General features: G+C 69.3%; 18 protein-coding genes. 6 read left to right on the top strand and 12 right to left on the bottom strand.

Features of this window, described 5'->3' with window-relative positions; all coding sequences use genetic code 11:
* Nucleotides 1–43 precede the first annotated feature (43 nt).
* Complete coding sequence (locus AVMA1855_RS16240; RefSeq protein WP_284426507.1) at nt 44–1,441, bottom strand: hypothetical protein; 1,398 nt, start codon at nt 1,439–1,441, stop codon at nt 44–46.
* A gap of 266 nt (nt 1,442–1,707) precedes the next feature.
* On the opposite strand from AVMA1855_RS16240, the gene AVMA1855_RS16235 reads away from it, so the two are divergent.
* Nucleotides 1,708–3,378, top strand: a complete 1,671-nt coding sequence (locus tag AVMA1855_RS16235) for a Na/Pi cotransporter family protein (RefSeq protein WP_284426506.1) — start codon at nt 1,708–1,710, stop codon at nt 3,376–3,378.
* 80 nt (nt 3,379–3,458) lie between these two features.
* Nucleotides 3,459–3,851, top strand: a complete 393-nt coding sequence (arsC, locus tag AVMA1855_RS16230) for an arsenate reductase (glutaredoxin) (RefSeq protein WP_284426505.1) — start codon at nt 3,459–3,461, stop codon at nt 3,849–3,851.
* A 45-nt stretch (nt 3,852–3,896) separates the two neighbouring features.
* Here arsC and AVMA1855_RS16225 read toward each other — a convergent pair whose 3' ends face one another.
* A complete protein-coding gene (locus tag AVMA1855_RS16225) occupies nt 3,897–4,733 on the bottom strand; it encodes a BclA C-terminal domain-containing protein (protein ID WP_284426504.1) in 837 nt (278 codons plus the stop codon).
* 548 nt (nt 4,734–5,281) lie between these two features.
* Here AVMA1855_RS16225 and AVMA1855_RS16220 point away from each other — a divergent pair.
* Nucleotides 5,282–5,641, top strand: coding sequence for an HPF/RaiA family ribosome-associated protein (locus tag AVMA1855_RS16220; protein WP_284395245.1), 360 nt, complete (start codon nt 5,282–5,284; stop codon nt 5,639–5,641).
* 83 nt (nt 5,642–5,724) lie between these two features.
* The gene (locus tag AVMA1855_RS16215; RefSeq protein WP_284407664.1) at nt 5,725–5,880 is read left to right on the top strand and encodes a hypothetical protein; all 156 of its coding nucleotides are present in this window, start codon (nt 5,725–5,727) and stop codon (nt 5,878–5,880) included.
* Nucleotides 5,881–5,934: 54 nt separating this feature from the next.
* Here AVMA1855_RS16215 and AVMA1855_RS16210 read toward each other — a convergent pair whose 3' ends face one another.
* Nucleotides 5,935–7,398, bottom strand: a complete 1,464-nt coding sequence (locus tag AVMA1855_RS16210; protein ID WP_284426503.1) for a YopJ family acetyltransferase — start codon at nt 7,396–7,398, stop codon at nt 5,935–5,937.
* A gap of 363 nt (nt 7,399–7,761) precedes the next feature.
* On the bottom strand, nt 7,762–8,832 hold the full coding sequence (locus AVMA1855_RS16205; protein WP_284426502.1) for a bile acid:sodium symporter family protein: 1,071 nt from the start codon (nt 8,830–8,832) through the stop codon (nt 7,762–7,764).
* Nucleotides 8,833–8,928: 96 nt separating this feature from the next.
* Between AVMA1855_RS16205 and AVMA1855_RS16200 the strand changes: the two genes are divergently transcribed.
* Complete coding sequence (locus tag AVMA1855_RS16200; RefSeq protein WP_284426501.1) at nt 8,929–9,873, top strand: LysR family transcriptional regulator; 945 nt, start codon at nt 8,929–8,931, stop codon at nt 9,871–9,873.
* Nucleotides 9,874–9,926: 53 nt separating this feature from the next.
* On the opposite strand, the gene AVMA1855_RS16195 is transcribed toward AVMA1855_RS16200, so the two are convergent.
* The 3 genes from AVMA1855_RS16195 to AVMA1855_RS16185 all read right to left on the bottom strand — a co-directional run bounded on the left by AVMA1855_RS16195 (nt 9,927) and on the right by AVMA1855_RS16185 (nt 12,303).
* A complete protein-coding gene (locus tag AVMA1855_RS16195) occupies nt 9,927–10,247 on the bottom strand; it encodes a hypothetical protein (protein WP_284426500.1) in 321 nt (106 codons plus the stop codon).
* A 251-nt stretch (nt 10,248–10,498) separates the two neighbouring features.
* On the bottom strand, nt 10,499–11,320 hold the full coding sequence (locus tag AVMA1855_RS16190) for an NUDIX hydrolase (protein ID WP_284426499.1): 822 nt from the start codon (nt 11,318–11,320) through the stop codon (nt 10,499–10,501).
* On the bottom strand, nt 11,317–12,303 hold the full coding sequence (locus AVMA1855_RS16185; protein ID WP_284426498.1) for a quinone oxidoreductase family protein: 987 nt from the start codon (nt 12,301–12,303) through the stop codon (nt 11,317–11,319). Before AVMA1855_RS16185 ends, AVMA1855_RS16190 begins: the two co-directional genes overlap by 4 nt.
* A gap of 134 nt (nt 12,304–12,437) precedes the next feature.
* Between AVMA1855_RS16185 and AVMA1855_RS16180 the strand changes: the two genes are divergently transcribed.
* A complete protein-coding gene (locus AVMA1855_RS16180; RefSeq protein WP_284426497.1) occupies nt 12,438–13,346 on the top strand; it encodes a DMT family transporter in 909 nt (302 codons plus the stop codon).
* 145 nt (nt 13,347–13,491) lie between these two features.
* Here the strand turns inward: AVMA1855_RS16180 and AVMA1855_RS16175 are convergent, their stop codons facing one another.
* The 5 genes from AVMA1855_RS16175 to AVMA1855_RS16155 form a co-directional block, all read right to left on the bottom strand.
* Nucleotides 13,492–16,167, bottom strand: a complete 2,676-nt coding sequence (locus AVMA1855_RS16175; protein WP_284426496.1) for a bifunctional diguanylate cyclase/phosphodiesterase — start codon at nt 16,165–16,167, stop codon at nt 13,492–13,494.
* Nucleotides 16,167–17,282, bottom strand: coding sequence for a TRAP transporter substrate-binding protein (locus AVMA1855_RS16170; protein ID WP_502870341.1), 1,116 nt, complete (start codon nt 17,280–17,282; stop codon nt 16,167–16,169). The genes AVMA1855_RS16175 and AVMA1855_RS16170 overlap by 1 nt, the downstream gene beginning before the upstream one ends.
* Nucleotides 17,283–17,481: 199 nt before the next feature.
* Nucleotides 17,482–18,453 (bottom strand): magnesium/cobalt transporter CorA, encoded by a 972-nt coding sequence (corA, locus tag AVMA1855_RS16165; RefSeq protein WP_272564676.1) that lies wholly within the window; start codon nt 18,451–18,453, stop codon nt 17,482–17,484.
* A gap of 48 nt (nt 18,454–18,501) precedes the next feature.
* Nucleotides 18,502–19,311 carry a metallophosphoesterase family protein gene (locus AVMA1855_RS16160; RefSeq protein WP_284426495.1) on the bottom strand — a complete coding sequence of 270 codons (810 nt, stop codon included), beginning with the start codon at nt 19,309–19,311 and terminating at the stop codon, nt 18,502–18,504.
* A 23-nt stretch (nt 19,312–19,334) separates the two neighbouring features.
* Nucleotides 19,335–20,423 (bottom strand): diacylglycerol/lipid kinase family protein, encoded by a 1,089-nt coding sequence (locus tag AVMA1855_RS16155; protein WP_272564678.1) that lies wholly within the window; start codon nt 20,421–20,423, stop codon nt 19,335–19,337.
* Nucleotides 20,424–20,676 lie beyond the last annotated feature (253 nt).

Genomic DNA, 20,676 nt, shown 5'->3' with positions numbered 1-20,676 from the left:
CAAACCCATTTGCCGCGATGGGGCCCGCTCGGCACGGCTTCGCTCATCGGCTCCTCGGAAAAATCTCTGCCATGGAGTAGTCCTCGATCCTGGTCAGATGCTCCACACCGTTGCGCATGCGGGCTTTGATGTCGCTGATCGATGCCGCGAGTTCATTGAATTTCGCTCCAGGGTCCATGGCCGCGGCATCGCGCCACTGCTTGAGCTGCCGAGGATCCAGCCGGGCGCTCACCGTTTCGTCGGCCAGTTGTTCCACCAGATCGCCATGGCCTTGAAGCAGTTCATCTTTAGTCGCCAGCACCTGCTCCAGGTTTTGGATCTTTCTGCCCATCGACTGGACGTTTTCGAGGAGCTCCAGCACGCCACTGACGTGATATCTCATGTTCATGGTGCGGAGCGACAACAGGGCCTGCGCCGTTTCGTGGCGCTTTTCGTCTGCCGCGCTCTGTGCCAGCGCGGCGGTTGACTCGGCAGCCGCCGTGCTGGCAACGTGTGTGGGGGAAGCCGGGGCGGAGCCCTCGGTCGAAGAAGCGCTGGACACCGGCTGGGTTGATGCGATCACGTCACCGGCACGGGGGCTGGCAGCCGATTTCGGAGATTCCGACTGGGTGGACGCCACGTTCGCCTCCACGTCGATCTGCACACTTTCATTCGCTTCCGTTGCAGCATCTGTTTCTGCTTCCGTGTGCGTTTCCACATCCGCGTCCCAATCCGACCGCGCGTCCATGAAGACGTCCGTATCGGAGTCAGCGTCCGATTCAGGTTCTACCTCCAGCCGCGCATGCGCCTCGCGCGCCGCAGCCTCCGCTGTCTGGAACACCGCTTCCAGGTTCACCGATGCAGCCTGCACCCATTTTTTGTAGCTCTCCGGCGTCGCGCTCCCGTCCAAGCCGTTCATCTGCTTGCGCATTTCCGATTGAAAACGCAGCGAATCGGCTTTGAGGCTCGCCATGCTTTGCAGACGCTTGATCCGGATCTGCATTGCCGCCGGGTTTTCGGCCACTGACTTTTCTGGTTGGCCGACATACCCCTGCATCCTCAGAATCCCTGCGGCTGCGAGGTCGCGCCATGCGTCGGTATTTTCCACGGGCGGAGGGCCCGAGCGGCCTGTAGAGGCGACGGCGACAGCCTTGGCCTTGCCGGCACGCGCCTCGGCAAGCGCCGCCGCACGGGTCGCCGAGGCTGACGCAGCGGTGCCGGATACGGCCGGTTCGCGGTGACGCGCCCCGGCTGGTCGGGAAAGTTTCGGCGGAGGGGGACGGCGGGTGGGCGGCGGCCCCGAATCCTCGGGTTTGGTTTGCAGGGCCAGCGCTCTGCCCTGCAAGCCCAGTGTCGCTGCGGACATGGAAGTGGACCTGCGTTGCGGTGCGCCCTCCTGGATGCGCTCCTCAACGGAACGGGCAACGCGCGGCGGAGACGTGATTTCTTTGATGTGGACCATGGCTTCTCCCTTGAATGCTTTAATGGAAGGGCCGAGGGTAGGAACGGGCCTGACCCACCGCGCCGCAGCGCCCGAAGCCCTTGCCCGGCGCGCGAAACCCGGGCCATCCCGTGCCATCCAGGCCACCCGGCACACCGATCCGACCCGCCCAGGCCCGTGGTTGCTGGCGGGCTGCTATGGATTCAGGAGTATGCTGTCACTCCCGGAACGGCAGGCAGGCCAGGAGCCCTGTGCCCCGCCCCCGGGTGAAGCATCCGATCCCTTTCATGAAGCACCTGTTGAATCTGCTGGCCGCCGTGGCACTGCTGGTCTGGGGCACCCACCTGGTGCGCACGGGCGTGCTGCGTGTGTTCGGCGCCAACCTGCGCACCATGCTCGCCCGCAGCATGGGCAACCGCTTCACGGCAGCGCTGTCGGGCATCGGCGTGACGGCCCTGGTGCAGTCCAGCACGGCCACCTCGCTCATGACCTCGTCGTTCGTGGGCCAGGGGCTCATCACCCTGCCCGCCGCGCTGGCGGTGATGCGCGGGGCCGACGTGGGCACGGCCCTCATGTCGGTGCTGTTCTCCACCGACCTGTCGTGGCTGTCCCCCCTCTTCATCTTCGTGGGCGTGGTGTTGTTCATCACCCGCCAGTCCAGCTCGGCCGGGCGCGTGGGGCGCGTGCTCATCGGGCTGGGGCTGATGCTGCTGGCGCTCGAAATGGTCGTGCAGGCCAGCGGCCCCATGCTGGCCTCCCCCATCATCAAGGCCATGCTCGGCTCGCTCAACAGCGACATCGTGATGGAGATCGTCATGGGCGCGGTGCTGGCTGTGATCGCGTACTCCAGCCTGGCCATCGTGCTGCTTATCTCGGCCATGGCGGCCTCGCACGTGGTGCCGCTGGACGTGGCCCTGGGCCTGGTGCTGGGGGCCAACCTGGGCAGCGGCCTGCTGGCCGTGCTGACCACGGCCAAATCGGCCGTGGAGGTACGGCAGGTGACCGTGGGCAACCTGGTCTTCAAGCTGATGGGCGTGGCGCTGGTGGCCCCGTTCGCGGGGCTGTGGCTGCGCTATGTGCAGCCCCACATGCCAGGTACCGCGCAGGGCGTGGTGCTGTTCCATCTGGGCTTCAACGTGGTCATCAGCCTGGGGTTCATCGCCTTCACGCAATGGGTGGCCACCTGGGTGACCCGGCTGCTGCCCAAGCCCGTGGGCGCGCAGAGCCTGCGGCCCCACCACCTGGACCCGTCGGCCCTGTCCACCCCGTCGCTGGCCATTTCCTGCGCCGCCCGCGAGGCGCTGCACCAGGCCGACGTGGTGGAGACCATGCTGCTGGGTGTGCTCGATGTGATCAAGAAGAATGATGTGCAACTGGCCGAACGCCTGCGCAAGATGGACGACGAGGTGGACGATCTGTATTCGTCCATCAAGTACTACCTGACCAAGATCTCCCGCGAGGCGCTGGGCGAGGACGAGAGCCGGCGCTGGACCGACATCATCAGCTTCACCATCAACATGGAGCAGATCGGCGACATCATCGAACGCGTGTTGCTGGACATCGAAGACAAGAAGATCAAGAAGGGCCGCCAGTTCTCCGACGCCGGCATGGCCGAGATCACGGAACTGCACGAGCGCCTGATCAACAACCTGCGCCTGGGAATGAGCGTGTTCCTCAACGGCACGGTGCGCGACGCGCAGAAGCTGCTCGAAGAAAAAGCGCGCTTTCGCGACCTGGAGCGCGCCTACGCCGCCACCCACCTGGTGCGCCTGGCGGACAAGACGGTGCAGAGCATGGAAACCAGCTCGCTGCACATCGACCTGATCAGCGAACTCAAGCGCATCAACTCGCACATCTGCTCGATCGCCTATCCCATCCTGGACTCGGCCGGTGCCCTGGCGCCCAACCGCCTGCGCTCGGCCACCGGCGCGGCGCAGGACGCCACGATCGGAAAATGACGGGCTCGCCGCCCACGCACGCGCCCCTTCCGAGTGCCGCGTCATTGCGGCGCCCAAACCCCTTGCCGAAAGCCCCGCCTGTGACCTCCCCTGCCCTGCCCGACCGCGCCTTCGAACCCGACGTCGTCATTTATCACAACCCGGAATGCGGCACCTCGCGCAACGTGCTGGCGCTGATCCGTGCGAGCGGCATCGAGCCGCATGTGGTCGAGTACCTGAAGACCCCGCCTTCGCGTGCCATGCTGGCATGGCTGGTCACGCGGGCAGGCGTGCCGGCGCGCGACATGCTGCGCGAGAAGCACCCGCTGCATGCGGAACTGGGACTCGCCGATCCGGCCCTGGACGACACCCGGCTGCTCGATGCCATGGCAGCCCACCCCGTACTCATCAACCGACCCATCGTGGTATCGCCGCGGGGCGTGCGCCTGTGCCGGCCCGCCGAACGGGTGGCGGATCTTCTGCCCGCCCGCTAGCGAAGCGGTGGGCCCGGCGCCCGCCCGTGCGCCCATCGGATGGGGTCAGTCCATCTGTTCGACGATCAGGGTCGCGCCCGCCCCGCCGTCCAAGGTCACCGAGCCCAACATCCCATAGAACTGGGCCTGCAAGGTGGAGCCCGCGATCAGCGTCACGATGGTCTCGCCGAGATACCGGTTCGTCGACGTGCTGGGCACCTCGGTCAAGGCGGGATAGGAGGCGCCATTGATCAGCACCCGGGCGCTCGCCAGGGTGGCGGCGGTGGTGCGCATGGCGTATTTCACGCGGTAGCGGCCCGTGGTGGGCACCGTGAAGACGTCGTTGGAACCATTGGCGACAAAGCCACCGCCGAGGTTCTGCGCCTGCGGCATCGGCACATTGGTGCCCCCCAGCAGGACGGCGATGGTGGAGCCGGCCGTGTTGTGCGCGGCCATCGACACCGCACTCACCGCCCCACCAGTGCCCGCAGGGCCGGTGGCCCCGGTCGCACCCGCCGTGCCGGTGGCGCCCGCCGCACCGGTCGGGCCCGTGGCCCCCATCACGCCCTGAAGGCCTTGCGGGCCCGCCGGACCGGTGGCGCCGGCCAATCCGATGGGCCCCGTCGCGCCGGTCGCGCCCGATGACCCGGTTGCGCCGGTCGCCCCCTGCGCGCCCGTGGCGCCCGTAGCACCTGTCGCTCCGCCAGGCCCGGCCGGACCGGTCGCGCCGGTGGGCCCCGCCAAGGCCGAAGCAGCGGCCGGGGAACAACTCCCCAGGCGGCCCGAAGCGCCGTCGAAACATGCCAGTTGGCCCTGCTGCGGCGAGGCAGGCAGCGCGGGCAACAGGACCGCGCCATCGGACTGCACCCGAAGGCGCTCATCGGTGCCGCCACTGCTGCGCACACTGAAGCCGCCGCCAGGGGCAGCGTGATGCTGACATCGGCGGCATTCGCCGCGGCGAAATGCAGGGAAGCCGTACAGGCGATCAACGCCGCGATGGCATGGCGGCGATGCCGCGGGCAAGAGGAAATCGTGTGCATGGCGCAACCCGTTCTGATTTTTTGAGAAACGACTTCTTTGCCGGATGCCCCTTCCCGAACCGGGACACAGGGCGTGCAACGACGCTCGGGTCACGGCAAAGACTCGGGGCCGCTGTCCGGAAAACCGCCTGCGTCTTCCGCTCCTGGTGCATGGCTCGACGCCTGCAGCACCTCTCACCCCTCTTACGAAATTTAACAGGCGAATCCGCCCCATGCCAAGGCACCCGCATGGCTTTTTTTTCGATTTCCACGGGGCACAGCGCCACGGCTGAGCGATGTGAGGGGCGCTTCAGCCCAGGTGTCACGCAACGTGACAAAGGACCCTGCGCACGGCCCCATGCTCCCTCGGCCTACAGGGCGGCGGGACCGCCCAAGGCACTCTGGGCGCTCTTATCTGCATCAGGAGATCTCATGGAAATTCACATCAACACGGGCAATGGCATGGACAACCGCGAGAGCCTGGAACGCTGGGCGGATGCGGAGATCCGCAAGAATTTGTCGCGGTTCAACGAAGGCGTGCGGCGCGTCGAGGTGCACCTGTCGGACGTCAACCATGACCGGGGCGGCGCGGACGACAAGCGCTGCGTGATCGAAGCGCTGGTGCCCCAGCATGCACCCGTCGTTGCCACCCACAACGCACCCACGGTGGACGAAGCCTTCCGCGGCGCCGAAGCCAAGTTGCAGCGCGCACTGGACAGCGCCCTCGGCAAGCTCAAGGACCAGCGCGATCGCACCTCCATCCGCACGCAGCCGGAATTGCTGCAGCCTTGATCGAGCACAGTCGGCGCTCGCCGACCGCCCGGGCCAGCCCTGCCAGGGCCTGCCCGGCCTGTATTTCCGTCCCAGGAGACACGATGAACACCCCCAAGCACCCCCACGGCGATGACGAGCCGGAAATCACCCAGGAAGACAGCGTGCCGGTGGACGACACAGACCCCGATGGCGAAGCCATGATGAAGGAGGTCCGCAACGACCGCCTGAAGGTGCCGCCCGGCGAAGAAAAGGAATGAGGCCGGTGCCCGCCACCCGGGCCCGCCCGCGCGGCGATGGGCGCCGCAGCGCGTTCAATTGCGGTAACGGTCCTGCCAACGGCGGTCCACGCCGTCCATGAACGCGCACAAGTCCTGCACCTCTCCCGGCGGGCAAATGGCGGCATGCTGCAAGGCCTTGTCGAGGAAGGCGATGCGCTTGAGCTCGATCGATGCGCTTTGCATCAGCGGGCCGGAGTGCCGCGCATCGGCTTGCGGCCAGCGCGCGACCCGGTGGGCATCATGGCGCTGCACCAGCGTTTGCCCCTTGCGGTTCAAGGGATCCGATGGGTTCATCGGGCTCCGGGCCAGATAGGCCAGCACCTCGTTGCGGGACTGGGCGTGCTTCATGAATGGCAGACCGACCCAGGCCGCTGCGTCCAGGGCATAGTGCCCCAACAGGCCGGTCCGCGGCCCCTGCGGAGGCACGGCAGGGTCGGCTGGCGCAAGGTGCCGGTGTTGCGCAACAGCGCTCGCACCGCGCTTGCCGGCGTCCCTCCGCAGCCGCGAGGAAGAATCGGCATCGGATTCTGAATCCGAAGATGCCACGCCGTCACCATCGCTTTCTCTGCCGAAGCTCTCGTCGTCGCTGGAGTATTCGGCCGGCTGCAGCAACTCGGCCTCGACCGGCACCGCGGCGAACGGCAGCGGCGCGCCGCGCAGGCGCTGGTCATGCAGGGCGTCGATGGAGGCATCTTTGTGGCACTTCAGGGCCATCGAAAGGGCAAAGATCCTGCAGGAACGCAGGCTCTTTTGCGCCGGCACGTCCGCAAGCAGCAAAGGCCAATCGTCCGGCAGGTGCAGATGGCTCGCTATCTCGGCGGCCGTGATGAGTGGCTCGGCGTTCCCCGCCAAGGACGGGCTCAGGTGCACGATGGATCCGCGGCGGCCGGGCTGCCCCGGCAACCCGTCAATCCGCACGTCCAGCGCAAGGTTGTGGGTCGAGTTGTCCAGGACGACCCGCCAGCGCCCCGGCGGCGCAGCCTTCAGGAACTGCGTCCACTCCGCGGAGCCGAAGCCCTCGTTGTCGGGGAGCACGCCCCGGTCGTCGGGCTCGTTGACGTGCGCATAGACCAGGCGCAGTCGCGGGTCCTCCGCATTGAGCGCAGCCACCATGGCCGGCATGGCCGGCATGGCCAGCTTGTCGAGCTTGCGGGTGGCATCGGGCTCATCGTCCGGGCTGACGCCCTCGTCGTGCAGGTCGGCAGCCACCGCGCGCAGTTCTCTCAACCAATCGACCACCTGGCGCCTCTGTACGGCAGCCGTGTCGCCTTCCGGCAGGGCGACACGGGGAGCCGGGGGAAGGGCTAGCCTCATGGGCAGACACAGGCCGCCTGGGGAGACCGACGGGGTGGGCACGCTGGGGCGGTCGGGCACGGGCGCCAGCAGGCGGGCTTCGGGCTCGATGCCCATGCGCGACAGGGCGGACGCATTGTCAAGCAACGGCGCATCCGCATGGGCTCTCACCCAGCGCCACAGGGCAGTGCGGGCGGGCGTCATCGGCAGCGCAGGCCCGGAACGCCGCGGCGGCAGAGGCGGAACGGCCTGCCCTGGCAGGGACGAGGGACCGGTCAGGCGCGGTCGTTGCGCGGGGCGTTGATCCGCGGAAGTCGCGGCTTCCTGCGCAGTGGCGGGACGGGGCCGGCGGGACGATGAAGGAACAGAAGGAACGGGGCTGGGCATGGGGTCGGGGGAGGAGGGACGCCCCCCGGCCATCGGCGGGCACAGGGCAAGATGGCACGCCCCGGGCGCCATCGCGCCCACCCGCGCGAACCGGCTGCGCGCCGAGCGAAGCGGGGGGTGCGCCGTCTCTGCCAGCCACCCGGCCCCGCAACGCCTTCCATCAGCCCCCTTCCGTCGCCCCTACGGAACCCGCGGCGTCTCGGCCGCGCGGGCCGCTGCCGCATGGGCAGCGATGCGATCCGCGGGGGCGAGCCCCTCGGGCCGGCGCGCGTAGCGCTGGGCGAGCACGGCGCACACCATGAGCTGCAACTGGTGGAACACCATCAGCGGCAGCACGATGGCCCCCACCGCGTGCGAGGCGAACAGCACCTTGGCCATGGGCACGCCGCTGGCCAGGCTTTTCTTGGAGCCGCAGAACACCACTGTGATCTCGTCCTCTTTCGAAAACCCGAACCGCCGGCTGATCCAGGTCGTGGCCGCCAGGGCGATGGCCAGAATCACCGCGCACACGACCAACAGCCCGGCCAGCGCCGGCAGCGGAATCTGCCGCCACAGCCCCTCGATCACGGCCGCGCTGAAGGCCGTGTAGACCACCAGCAGGATCGAGCCCTGGTCCACGAACTTGAGCACCGCGGCACGGCGCTGCACGAAGCCGCTGATCCACGGGCGCAGCAGATGGCCCGACAGGAAGGGAACGAACAATTGCAGCGTGATGCGCCCGATGCTGGCCAGCAGATCGTGTGTGCCCCCACCCGCTGCGCCGCCCGCGCCATGCGCCATGGGAACGCCCGGCAGCAGCCAGCCCACCAGCAGCGGCGTGATCACGATGCCCAGCAGCGTCGAGCCCGAGGCCGCGCACACGGCGGCAGGCATGTTGCCGCGCGCCATGGCGGTGAAGGCGATGGCCGACTGCACGGTCGCCGGCAGCACGCACAGGAAGAGCACGCCCAGGTACAGCTCGGGCGTGACCAGCGGCTGCAGCACCGGCCGCAGGGCCCAGCCGATCAGCGGAAAGAGCACGAAGGTGGAGGCCACCACCACGAGGTGCAGGCGCCAGTGCGACAGGCCGGCCACGATGGCCTCCCGCGGCAGCTTGGCGCCGTGCAGGAAGAACAGCAGCGCCACCGCGGCCAGCGTGGCCTGCTCGAAGCCCTGGGCCACCCGCCCCGAGGCAGGCAGCAGGCTGGCCAGCGCCACGGTGGCGAGCAGCGCGAGGGTGAAATTGTCGGGAAGGAAACGGGAGCGGGCCATGGAACACTGAACCTTTGCAATCGGATGGCCGCCATTAGGCCCGGCGCACGATCCAAAGAGAAATGGATTTATCTGATGGTTTTATGATTGGAAATCATGAATGTCACGCTGCGCCAGCTCCATGTCTTTCGCGCGGTCGCCGCCACGCGCCATTTCAGCCGCGCAGGCGAACAGATCGGCCTGACGCAACCCGCGGTGAGCCGCTGCATCACCGAACTGGAGGCGCAACTTGGCCTGCAGCTGCTCAACCGCACCACGCGCGAGGTCGAGCTGACCGAGGCGGGCCGCAGCCTCGCCGCCCGCCTGGAGCGCGTGCTGGAAGACCTGGACGCGGTGCTGCTGGACGTGCGCGGCATGGCGTCCGAACGGCGGGGCCGGGTGCGCGTGGCCAGCAGCCCCACGCTTTCGGCCCACCTGATGCCTGACTGCATCGCCCGCTGCCAGCGCGAGATTCCGGGCCTGCAGATCGTGCTGCTGGACCGCATCCAGAACGACGTGCTGGCGAGCGTGCTGTCGGGCGAGGTGGATTTCGGCGTGGTGATCGATCCCGGCGACCGCGAGTCGCTCACCTGCGAGGCCATCCTCACCGAGCCCTTTTGCGTGGCCTGCCCGCCCAGCCATCCCCTGGCGCGCCGGCGCAGCGTGCGCTGGACCGATCTGGCGGGCGAGCCGCTGGTTTTGCTCGACCATGCCTCGGGCAGCCGCCGCCTCATCGACCAGGCGTTTTCCGCCCAGGGCGTGGCCGCCACCGTGGCGCAGGAGGTCGGCCACCCGACCACGATCTTCCGCATGCTGGCCGCGGGCCTGGGCATCACCGTGGTGCCCACCCTGGCCTTGCCGCCGGAAGGCCTGCCCGGGGTGGCCGTGCGCCCGCTGCGCCCGCGCGTGGACCGCGAAATCGTGCTCGTCCACCGCCGCAACCGGGCGCTGGCGCCGGTGGCCCAGGCCGCGTGGGACTTGGTGCGGACGGTGGCTCAGGAGCGGCAGACAAGAAGTCCGACCCGTGCAGAGCCAAGGCACTCGACCGAAGCGACGTCATAAGACTTGCATCGCCAAGCCTTCGAAACCCGCTCTCAGCGGCTTGCGCCAGCGCCCTAACGCTGAGGCGCCGGCCCAGCGTTGTAATCGCGGTTCTGGATCGGCCCGCTGCGTCCAAGAACACGACCGCTCGGTGGCGCAGCAGCGTCGGCAGACGCACTGCTTTGGGCGTGCGCGCCAGGGTTCACCATGTGCTGATAAAACTCCTTCGCATCGGGCGTGTTGAACATCATGGTTTGCATGTCGGGGTCGAAAGACTCCTGACGCGTGAAGCTCGAGGACGGAGAAGACACAGAGGCTGGCGGTTTTTCCGTTTTCGGTTTGGGCGTGTAGCTGCCTTGTGCATAGACACCGCCCTGCGCGGCCGCTTGCGCCATCAACTGTTGGTGCCGCTGCTCCTTGACGCTGAGTGGGCGGGCCGAAGACGACTCCCCACCGATCCGCGTGCGAGGGCGAGCGCCCTGCTCCGACGCAGTGGCGCCCGATTGGGCACGAGACGCAGGCATTCCCGACAGAGCGGCCTGCGAATGGCGCGATGTTTTTCCTGAAGAGCTTCCAGATAGTCCCGCAGTCTGCCCACGCAGACCATGATGCGAAGCAAGATTTCAATGAACGCAGCGCTCCGGGATCACCAGCCGTAGAACCCCGCCAGCACCAGCGCCGCTTCGGGCGTGAACTCGCCCCGCGCCAGCCGCGCATGCACCTCGGCGGCGGGCAGCAGTTCGAACCGCTCCACCTCGCCGTCCTGGTTCTCTGGCACCAGGCCCTCGGGCACGGTGGCGTGGAACCAGTCGATGCGCTCGACCATGTAGCCCACGCCTTCGCCATCGCTGCTGGGCCGGGCGAAGTCCACGTGGCCGCCGTGCGCCACGGCGTGCAGCGCGCCGATGCGCAGGCCCGCCTCTTCCCAGGTTTCCCGCTCCAGGGCGGTGTCCAGCGTGTCGGCGGCGCTGACCATGCCGCCCATGAGCGTGTCCCACTTTCCAGGGTGGGTGGGTTTGTCGAAGGCGCGTTGCTGCACCCACAGGCAGCCCCCCGGCATGCTGCCCACCAGGTGCACGGCCTGGGTGGCGAGCCCCAAGGGGCGCACGGCGCCGCGCTCTACGGTGCCGATGCGCTCGCCGGCGGCGTTGCGCACGGCGAGTTGCTCGTCGCGCCAGGCCCCGCAGCGGCCGGCCTGGCGCAGCGCCTGCGCCAGGGCCGCCAGGGCGGCGGTCGCGTCGCCCGCCGGGGCATCGAGGTGCCATGCAGGCGCACCGAAATGCTCCTTTTTTAATAGCAAACAAGGCAAAGAATCCACCGGCGTGAGGGCGATTTCATCCAGAACGCCCTCGGCCACCGAGCCCACGGCATATCCGGCCACCAGGAACGGCAGGCGCGGCGCGGCGGGGGGCTGCTGCGCCTGGCGGCGCGCGGCGGGCACCCAGCCCGGCACGGGTTGCCCGCTCATTCGAGGGTGAGGATGGTGCAGCCTGTGGTCTTGCGGGCCTCCAGGTCGCGGTGCGCCTGCTGCACGTCGCGCAGGGGGTAGCGCTGCTCGATGTGGATCTTGACTGCGCCGCTTTGCACCACTGCGAACAGGTCGTCCGCCATGGCCTGCGTGGCCTCGCGCGTGGCGATGTGGGTGAAGAGCGTCTGCCGCGTGACGTACAGCGAACCCTTGGCGCCCAGCAGGCCGGGCGGGAACGCCGGCGCCGGGCCCGAGGCATTGCCGAAGGTGGCCATGAGGCCGAAGGGACGCAGGCAGTCGAGCGATTTCTCCCAGGTGTCCTTGCCCACGGAGTCGTACACCACCTTCACGCCCTTGCCGCCGGTGATGTCCTTCACGCGCGCGGCGAAGTCCTCGGTGCGGTAGTTGATGGCGTGCGCCGCGCCGTTGGCGAGCGCGAGGCGGCATTTTTCGTCGCTGCCGGCCGTGCCGATGAGCTGCAGGCCCAGGGCCTTGGCCCACTGGCAGGCGATCAGGCCCACGCCGCCGGCGGCTGCGTGAAAGAGCACGTGGTCGCCGGGCTGCAGGCCCTCGGCGGGCAGCGTCTTCTTGAGCAGGTACTGCGCCGTGAGGCCCTTGAGCATCATGGCCGCGCCGGTCTCGAAGCTTATGGCGTCGGGGAGCTTGCAGACGGTCTTGGCGGGCATCACGCGCACTTCGGAGTAGCTGCCGGGCGGGTTGCTGGCGTAGGCCGCGCGGTCGCCGGCCTTCAGGTGCGTGACGCCCTCGCCCACGGCTTCGACGATGCCCGCGCCCTCCATGCCGAGGGTGGCTGGCATGGGCAGCGGGTACAGGCCCGTGCGGTGGTACACGTCGATGAAGTTCAGGCCCACCGCATGGTGGCGGATGCGGATCTCGCCCGGGCCGGGGTCGCCGACGGCCACATCGACGACATGGAGTTCTTCGGGGCCGCCATGCTGGCGGATCTGGACGGCAAGGCTCATGGGGAACACTCCTGCAAGCTGAGAAGGGGGAAGGAACGAGAGAACGAAAAGCGGGCGACCGGCTGACGGAAAGCGGGTGAATCCTGCCATGTTTTGCCGCGGCCTGCCGGAGCGAGGCGCTACAGTCCTCGCCCATGACGCAACGACTCACCCCGGGCACGATCGCCCTGCTGGCCACCGCGCCGCTGCTGTGGGCCGGCAACGCGGTGGTGGGCCGGCTGGTCCACACACTGGTGCCGCCCGTCACGCTGAACTTCATGCGCTGGGCGCTGGCGTTCCTGGTGCTGCTGCCGCTGGCGTTCCGCGTGCTGGGGCCGCAAAGCCCGCTGTGGCCGCACTGGCGGCGCTATGCGGCGCTCGGGCTGCTGGGCATCGGCTGCTACAACGCGCTGCAGTACATGGCGCTGCAGACCTCCACGCCGCTGAACGTGACGCTCGTGGGCTCCAGCCTGCCGCTGTGGATGCTGACGGTGGGCGCGCTGTGCTTCGGCGCGCCCGTGCGGCGCCCGCAGCTGATCGGCGCGGTGCTGTCCATGGCCGGAGTGCTGCTGGTGCTGAGCCGGGGCGAGTGGGGCCAGTTGCTCGCGCTGCGCCTGGTGCCCGGCGATCTGTTCATGGTGCTGGCGACGATCTCCTGGGCGTTCTACAGCTGGCTGCTGTCGCGCACGCACGAGCCGGCCACGGTGCGCTCGGACTGGGCGGCGTTCCTGATGGCGCAGATGGTGTTCGGCCTGGCCTGGTCGGGCGCCTTCGCCAGCGGCGAATGGGCCCTGGGCCACACGCACATCGAATGGGGCTGGCCGCTGGCCGCGGCGCTGGCCTTCATCGCGCTCGGGCCGGCCATCCTGGCCTACCGGTGCTGGGGCGTGGGCGTGCAGCGCGCGGGCCCGGCGGTGGCGGGGTTCTTCATCAACCTCACGCCGCTCTTCGCCGCCGTGATGTCGGCGATGTTCCTGGGCGAGACGCCGCGCCCCTACCATGCGGCGGCGTTCCTGTTGATCGTGGGCGGCATCGTCGCCTCGTCCCGGCCCCACAAGGCCTGAACGGCCATACGAGGCAAAACGGCCTCCAGCGCAATCGATACTAGGGCATACCGCTATTAAAAATATAGCAAACCGGCAGTCCGCCTGTGGGCCGGGTCGCTGACGCGGCCGGCCCGAAGCACAGGCGCGGCTGGTTTAGAGCGGCTCAGAGCGGCCCGGGCAGGGGCGCGCTCGGCGCGGCGGTGCCGGCAAAGCGCTCCACCAGCTCCTCGACCGGCAGGGGCCGTGCGAAGAGGTAGCCCTGGTACAGGTCGCAGCCGTGCAGCGCCAGGAAGTCCTTTTGCTCGGCGGTCTCCACGCCTTCGGCGATCACCTGCAGCTCCAGGTTGCGCGCCATGCCGATGATGGTCTGCACGATCACGTCGTCGGTGGGGCGCACGCCCAGGTTGCGCACGAACGACTGGTCGATCTTGAGCTGGTGCAGCGGCAGTCGCGTGAGGTAGGCCAGCGACGAATAGCCGGTGCCAAAATCGTCCACCGAGAACCGCACGCCCTTGGTGCGCAGCAGGTGCATCTTGGCGACCGAGTCTTCCACGTTGTCCAGCACCAGCGACTCGGTCAGTTCCAGCTCCAGCAGGTGCGGGCGGATGCCGGTCTCCTGGATCACCTCGACCACGCCCGCCACGAAGTCGGGGTGGCGGAACTGCCGTGCGCTCACGTTCACCGACACGTGCACGTTGCGCAGGCGCGGATCTCGCTGCCATTCGGCCAGTTGCTCGCAGGCCGTTCGCAGCACCCACATGCCGATGGGCACGATCAGCTCGCTCTCCTCGGCCACCGCGATGAAGTGGCCGGGGGCCACCAGGCCGCGCTCGGGGTGCTGCCAGCGCAGCAGCGCCTCCACGCCCACCATGGTGCCGGGCAAGGTGAACTGCGGCTGGTAGTGCAGCACGAACTGGCCCTGCTGGATGGCGACCTGCAGGTCCACTTCGAGCTGCGCGCGCTGGGTGATGACCACCTGCATCTGCGGATCGAAGAAGCACAGGCCGTGGCCGCGCCGGGCCTTGACCTGGTACATGGCGATGTCGGCCTGCTTGAGCAGCTCGGCCGCCGACTGCCGCGAGTCGCCGAACACGGTGGCGCCGATGCTGCAATTGCTGTGGTGCGTCTGCGCCCGCAACTGGTAGGGCTTGCTCAGCGCCAGCAGGATCTTCTCGCCGATGCGCCGCGCCAGCGTGGCGGCCTCCTGCGGATCGCGCGCCAGGTCGCACAGCATGACCACGAACTCGTCGCCGCCCAGCCGCGCCACGGTGTCGGTGGTGCGCACGCAATCCTTCAGGCGCACCGCCACCTGCTGCAGCAACAGGTCGCCCACTTCGTGGCCCTGCGTGTCGTTGAGGGTCTTGAAATGGTCCAGGTCCAGGAACAGCAGCGCCCCCAGCTCGCGCGAGCGCGCCGCCGTGGCGGCGGCCTGGTTGAGCCGGTCCAGCAGCAGGCGCCGGTTGGGCAGGCCGGTCAGCAGGTCGTAGAAGGCGAGGTTCTCGATCTCGGCGCTGGCCAGGCGCAGGTCGGTCACGTCGTGGTAGGAGATCATCAGGCCGCCCTCGGGCGTGGCGCGCTCGGTGATCTGGATGAAGTGGCCATTGGGCAGCATCTGTTCGTGCGTGCCCTGCGGGTGGCGCTGCAGCGCCAGGCGCTGGTCGACCCATTCGCGGCGCTGCCGCTCGCTGGCCTCGGGCAGGTGGTGCAGCACCGTCGCCTCCAGCAGCGCGCGGAACGGCAGGCCATTGGTCATCACGCCGCGCAGCCAGGGAAACATGTCCTCGAAGCGGCGGTTCCACTGCAGCACTTCCAGGTCGCGGCCCAGCAGCACGAAGCCGGTGACCATGGAGCCCAGCGCCTGGTCGAGCGTGGACTTGGAACTGGCCAGCGCCATGCGCGCGCGGTTCATGCGCGTGAGGTAGGCGATGGTGAACAGGCCCGCCACGGCCACGGTCACGCCGAAGAACAGCGCCACGAGCACGATGGCCGTGCGCTCGCTGCGCCAGGCCGACAGCGCCGCCGCTTCGGGCAGGCTGGCCGAGATCCAGAAATCCGGGTACAGAATGGGCCGCGCCACCACCAGCGACGACACGCCGGTGATGCGCGCGCCCTGGCCCCAGGCGCTGATGGGCACGCCGACCTCGCTGAGGGGATGCACCCGCGCACGGTGGCGCGCATCGCCCCGGCCCGAGAACCCCAGCAGCATCTGCCCCTGCCCGCGCTCCAGCGTGACCTCCAGCCCGGAAATGTCCACCGCCTGCGTGAGCACCGACACCAGCATGCTGGTGGGCACCTGGGCCACGGCGATCAAACGCTCGCCGTTCAGCGCGCGCACGTGGCGGGCCACGTACAGCACACGCTCGGAACTGGCGAAGCTGATGGTCGGCACGCTGATCGCCAGCGTGGGCACGGGCTGGCCCATGACTTCTTCGAAGAAGCCCGAGGGCAGCTCCATCCCCACGCGCCCGCCGGCCGTGTCCGAGGAGGCGACCACCTTGCGCTGCCCGTCCAGCAGGGCCACGTAGCGCACCATGAGGTTCTGGCGCGCGGCCGCGCGCAGCAGCTGGCTCACCGCGCCGGGATCGCGGGATTCGTGTACCTGCTCGCGCATCGCCATCAGGTCGGCGGTGCTGGCCAGCAGCACATCCAGGCCGAGCAGCGAACGGTTGACCGCAGCCTCGGCGCCGGTGGCAAAGCGCGTGACCTGCGCCTCGCTCTCGGCCAGCGCGGAGTGCCGCGTGCTCCACACCAGCCATGCGGCCGCCCCGGCCAGGGCCAGCAGAAACACGGCCACGACACTGCCGACGGCGATGCGGATGCGCCTGGAAATGGACGGCATCACGGGGCCCGGGGGGCGGTGATGCCGCGCGCAGGGCCGACGGTGCGGTTCCAGAGATCCACGCAGGCGGGGCCGCAGCGCCGCTGCCAGTTCGCCAGCACGGTGGTGCGCAGGATCTCCACGCGCCGCGCATCGTCGGCCGCCGACACCGGCACCACCACCATGGCCCCCTTGGCGCCCTTCACGCAGGTGGGCCAGCCCGTGTTGCACGCGAGCCCCTCGGTCGTCTCGCGCTCGGCATCGGCCCAGATGGCGGCCTCCAGCCGGGGCACCTCGCGCTGCAGCAGGGTGCGCAGGTCGGGGGGCAGCGAGTTCCACACATCGCGGTTGGCCCCGAAGATCGACAGGCCCCAGGTGAGCGGCATGGGATAGACGTACTGGGTCACCTCGTACAGCCCCATGGTGTTGCCCGACATGGTGCCGGTCACGGCGCATTCGCTGTCTCCGGCCTTGAGGCTGGCCACCATCTGGCCGAAGCCCGTGTGCACCGGAATGCCGCCCACCGCGCTGATGAAGTCCGCCTGCGAGGCCGAGGCCACGCGGATGCGCCGGCCGGACAGGTCGGCCAGGCCCGTCATGGCGTTCTTGCAGAAGATCACCTGGGCCGGATAGACGTAGATGGCCAGCATCTCCATGTTGCGCTCCTGGCGCAGCGACGCCTCCAGATAGGGGCGAAACGCGGCGACCGTGGTGCGCAGGCTGGCGATGTCGGGACTGAGGCCCGGCAGATCGGGCGCCGTGTACTGCGGGTACTGCGCGGTCAGGGAGCTCATCAACACGGTGCCGAACGGCACCACACCCAGCTCGACCAGTCGCAGCATCTCCATGCCCGGCACGCCCGCGCGATCGAACGGCACGATGGTGGAAGAGAACCGGCCATTGCTGAGCCGGGCGAGTTCCTGCGTCCAGAACGGCGCCTCGCGCTGCGTGTACTGCGACAGGGCACCCAGGCTGCCGACCACGCGCAGCATGAACGGCGCGGGGGTCGGGGCCGGGGCCGATGCGCCCGGTCCGCCGGCGGCCGGGGGGCTCTGGGCGTGCCCTGCCAGGGGAGCGAAGCAGAGCCAGGCCAGTGCCAGTCGGCACAGTGCGCGGGTCAGGAAAAGGTGTTGCATGAAGGAACGCCGTGGTTCTTGTTGCCGTGTCGCCGCCAGAGATTTCTCCCTCCCCGGCTTTTGTACCATCTTGCTGCGATTTGACCAATGGGCAGCGACCCAGGAGCGATCCGTTTGACAACACCCGCGCGCCCGGCACGGCGCGCCACCGGATGCCCCGCGGCCGGCCGCCGCCGGGACGCGTTCACCGACCCGCGGCTCAGAGCCAGCCCGCCCGCCGGAAGCGGTAGTACAGGTAGCCGCACACGCTCAGGATGAGCACCAGCGCCGCCGGGTAGCCGTAGGTCCACTTCAGCTCGGGCATGCCCTCGAAGTTCATGCCCCAGATGCCGGCGAACGCGGTGCAGACCGCGAAGATGCTGGCCCAGGCCGCCAGGCGCTTGGTGATCTCGTTCTCCTCAATCGTCACCATCGACAGGTTCACCTGGATGGCGGTGCCGATGGTGTCGCGCATGGCGTCGATCGAGCCGTTGATGCGGCTCAGGTGGTCGAGCACGTCCCGGAAATAATCCTGCGACCCCATGCACACCTGGGGCACGCGCCCGCCGTGCAGCTTGCCCACCCCCTCCATCAGCGGCGCCACCGCCCGCTTGAGCACCATGGCGTGGCGCTTGAGTTCGTAAAGGCGCTGGATGTTGTTGTGCGGCGCGCCCTTGGTGAAGATCTGCTGCTCGATCTGCTCCAGTTCCACCTCCAGCGCGTCGATCACCGGAAAGTAGCGGTCCACCACCGCGTCCAGCAGGGCATACAGCACGAAGCCCGACCCGGTGCGCAGCAGTTCGGGCTGGCGCTCGCAGCGCTCGCGCACGCCCAGGAACCCGAGCTTGCTGCGGTTGCGCACCGACAGCACGTAGTTGCTGCCCACGAAGACATCGACCTCGCCCACGTTGATGCCGCCCTGCTCCGGGTCGGGCTCGACCAGATGCAGCACGGCGAACAGCGAATTGCCGTATTCCTCGATCTTGGGGCGCTGGTGGCCGTGCTGGGCGTCCTCCACGGCGAGTTCGTGCAGGCCGAACTCCTGCTGCATCTCTTCAAGCTCCTGCGGCGTGGCATCGGCCAGGGCCACCCAGACGAAGCAGCCCGGCAGGGAGACGTAATCGCTGATGTGGTCGACCGAGATATCGGCCAGCTTGGCACCGTTTTGGTAGGCAACGCAATTGATCAGCATGGGGCAATTCAGGTCGACGGCAACGGCCTGGATCTTGCCATGCCGGCGCTACGTTGCGGCGCTCCCGAGGTCCCGGGGCGGCAGTGGCAAAAAAGCCTGCAGCCGCGCGTCGTAGTCCCAGCGCGTCAGCCGGTGGCGCGCGGGCAGCGCCTCGGTGCCGGACCGCACGGGCGCCGGGTGCTCCAGCGTCACCAGGCTGTTGGGCGCATGGGCGCGCAGGCGCACCGACACGGCCGTGCCCGCCCGGGCCGCCCACAGGCCGGGCAGCACCTCGGCCAGGCCCGGTTCGTGCGCATGGCCGGACAGCAGCAGCTGTGCACCCGCCTCCCGCCAGCGCGCCAGGGCCTCGCCCGCGCGGTGGGGCCGGTGCTCGGTGTCGCTCGTGGGGTGCACCACCAGCGGGTGGTGCGTGACCACGATGCGCCACCGGTCGCGCGGGGCCGCGGCCAGGCGCTGCGCCACCGCGTCGATCTGGGCATGCGACAGGCTGCCGCGCTCGTGCCGCCAGGGGCGCGTGGTGTTGACCCCCACGGCCAGGAAGCCGTCCACGTCGCACACCGGCTCCAGGTCGCGCCCCCACCAGCGCTCGTAGCGGCGGTAGGCCCGGCCCAGCCGTTCCCACCAGGCGAACAGCGGCACGTCGTGGTTGCCGGGCATGACCAGCAGGCGCGGCACGCCCAGCCCGGCGATGAACGCGTGCGCCTGCGCGAACTGCTCGGCCGTGGCGCGCTGCGTGAGATCGCCCGACACCACCAGCAGCGATACGTCCAGCGTCTTGACCAGACGCGCCACCGCCGCGCACACGCGCGGATCGTGCGCACCGAAGTGCAGGTCCGACAGGTGCATGAGAACCCTCATGGGCGGCCTTCGGGGCGGGCGGCTCAGCCGGTCGCCAGGCCGGGCACGGCCACCGGGGCGCCTTCCGGGACGGCGGTGGGGGGCGGAGCGGCCACGGGCACGGCACCCTCGGCGGCGGGATCGTCGTCGCGCGCCGTGGCGGTGGGGGCCACCAGCCACAGCGGGCGCTCTTCCACCCGAAAACGCAGCGGCGGCGCCATCCATTCGCGCTCGCCGTCGAAGGCCACCTTCACGCGGTGCGGCCGCCAAGTGGGCTCCACCACCATCTCAGCGCAGGCCAGGCTGATGACGGCCTCGTCGCGCGCCAGTTGGCCCACGGCGGCATTCCACACGGTGCGCGCGGTGGCAGCGCGGCTCTGGGGCTTGAGCAGCAGCACCGCCAGGCGGTCGCCGTCGGCCACGTCCTGGGCCTGCGGAATGCCCAGGCGTTCCAGTTGCAGGGGGTTGTTGCCGACGAACAACGTGGAGGCGAAGAACTCTTCGCGCGTGGGATCGGCCACCCGGTGCTGGCGCAGCGCCACGCGCCAGCGGCGCGCCGAGGCAGGACGGAAGAAGCTCCACACCGCCGACACGATGGCCACCCAGCGCGAGCGGCCGAAGCGGCGCGAGGCCAGCTCGCGCTCCTCCAGCAGGCGCGGGTACAGCCCCACGCTGGCGTTGACGAGGAACATGCGGTCGTTGACGAAGCCCACGCTCACCGGCCGTGCATCGCCCGAGTCCATGGCGGCCAGGATGTCGTTGGCCGCCTGCTCGGGGTCGAGCGACAGGCTCTGCTCGCGCGCGAAATAGTTGAAGGTGCCCACCGGAATGACGCCCATGCGCACCTGGTGCTTCCAGGCAGCGGTGGCCACCGCGTTGATGGTGCCGTCCCCGCCCGCGGCCACCACCAGGCCGCCGTCGGCCTGGGCGGCGAGCGCGGCCTCTTCGGCCGCCTGGACGATGCCGGCGCGCTGCGCGGGCACGTGCCATTGCACGGCGTTGCTTTGCAGGGGCGCCAGGCCCTCGAGGCGGGCTCGCAGCTGGCCATGGTCGGCACCGGGCCGGTGGGGCACCACCAGATGGATCGGGCCACGGCCCTTTGGCATGGACGCTGGCAGGTCGTTGGATGGCATGTCGGGAAGGCTTTCGAGGGGAGTATCACCCTGCGCAGGGCTGGATCCGATCGGGCTCGGGGGGCGGTGCCCGCACCGCGGGACGCCCGATTCTGCACACGGCCCGGGCAAGGGGGCATCGGCAGGCAGGCGCACCCCTTGTCAGCCATGGCCGACACGCCTCGGCGCCGCCCGCAAACCCCGACGGATCGCCAGGAAATGGGATTGGCCGCCCGCCACGCGCCTGCCACCATTGCCGCCCTGATCCACTCCC

Source organism: Acidovorax sp. SUPP1855 (genome assembly GCF_030158955.1).
In the GTDB taxonomy this organism is placed as follows: Bacteria; Pseudomonadota; Gammaproteobacteria; order Burkholderiales; family Burkholderiaceae_C; genus Paracidovorax.
This window is presented reverse-complemented; position numbering and strand designations above follow the sequence as displayed.

What these genes read in the sequence shown, in the direction of transcription:
- AVMA1855_RS16205 (WP_284426502.1), bottom strand. Translation starts at nt 8,832, where the DNA reads ATGGCCCGCTCCCGTTTCCTTCCCGACAATTTCACCCTCGCGCTGCTC.
- AVMA1855_RS16180 (WP_284426497.1), top strand. Translation starts at nt 12,438, where the DNA reads ATGACGCAACGACTCACCCCGGGCACGATCGCCCTGCTGGCCACCGCG.
- corA (WP_272564676.1), bottom strand. Translation starts at nt 18,453, where the DNA reads ATGCTGATCAATTGCGTTGCCTACCAAAACGGTGCCAAGCTGGCCGAT.
- AVMA1855_RS16175 (WP_284426496.1), bottom strand. Translation starts at nt 16,167, where the DNA reads ATGCCGTCCATTTCCAGGCGCATCCGCATCGCCGTCGGCAGTGTCGTG.
- AVMA1855_RS16235 (WP_284426506.1), top strand. Translation starts at nt 1,708, where the DNA reads ATGAAGCACCTGTTGAATCTGCTGGCCGCCGTGGCACTGCTGGTCTGG.
- AVMA1855_RS16200 (WP_284426501.1), top strand. Translation starts at nt 8,929, where the DNA reads ATGAATGTCACGCTGCGCCAGCTCCATGTCTTTCGCGCGGTCGCCGCC.
- AVMA1855_RS16190 (WP_284426499.1), bottom strand. Translation starts at nt 11,320, where the DNA reads ATGAGCGGGCAACCCGTGCCGGGCTGGGTGCCCGCCGCGCGCCGCCAG.
- AVMA1855_RS16170 (WP_502870341.1), bottom strand. Translation starts at nt 17,282, where the DNA reads ATGCAACACCTTTTCCTGACCCGCGCACTGTGCCGACTGGCACTGGCC.
- AVMA1855_RS16220 (WP_284395245.1), top strand. Translation starts at nt 5,282, where the DNA reads ATGGAAATTCACATCAACACGGGCAATGGCATGGACAACCGCGAGAGC.
- AVMA1855_RS16155 (WP_272564678.1), bottom strand. Translation starts at nt 20,423, where the DNA reads ATGCCATCCAACGACCTGCCAGCGTCCATGCCAAAGGGCCGTGGCCCG.
- AVMA1855_RS16215 (WP_284407664.1), top strand. Translation starts at nt 5,725, where the DNA reads ATGAACACCCCCAAGCACCCCCACGGCGATGACGAGCCGGAAATCACC.
- AVMA1855_RS16240 (WP_284426507.1), bottom strand. Translation starts at nt 1,441, where the DNA reads ATGGTCCACATCAAAGAAATCACGTCTCCGCCGCGCGTTGCCCGTTCC.
- AVMA1855_RS16210 (WP_284426503.1), bottom strand. Translation starts at nt 7,398, where the DNA reads ATGACGCCCGCCCGCACTGCCCTGTGGCGCTGGGTGAGAGCCCATGCG.
- AVMA1855_RS16195 (WP_284426500.1), bottom strand. Translation starts at nt 10,247, where the DNA reads ATGGCGCAAGCGGCCGCGCAGGGCGGTGTCTATGCACAAGGCAGCTAC.
- AVMA1855_RS16160 (WP_284426495.1), bottom strand. Translation starts at nt 19,311, where the DNA reads ATGAGGGTTCTCATGCACCTGTCGGACCTGCACTTCGGTGCGCACGAT.
- AVMA1855_RS16185 (WP_284426498.1), bottom strand. Translation starts at nt 12,303, where the DNA reads ATGAGCCTTGCCGTCCAGATCCGCCAGCATGGCGGCCCCGAAGAACTC.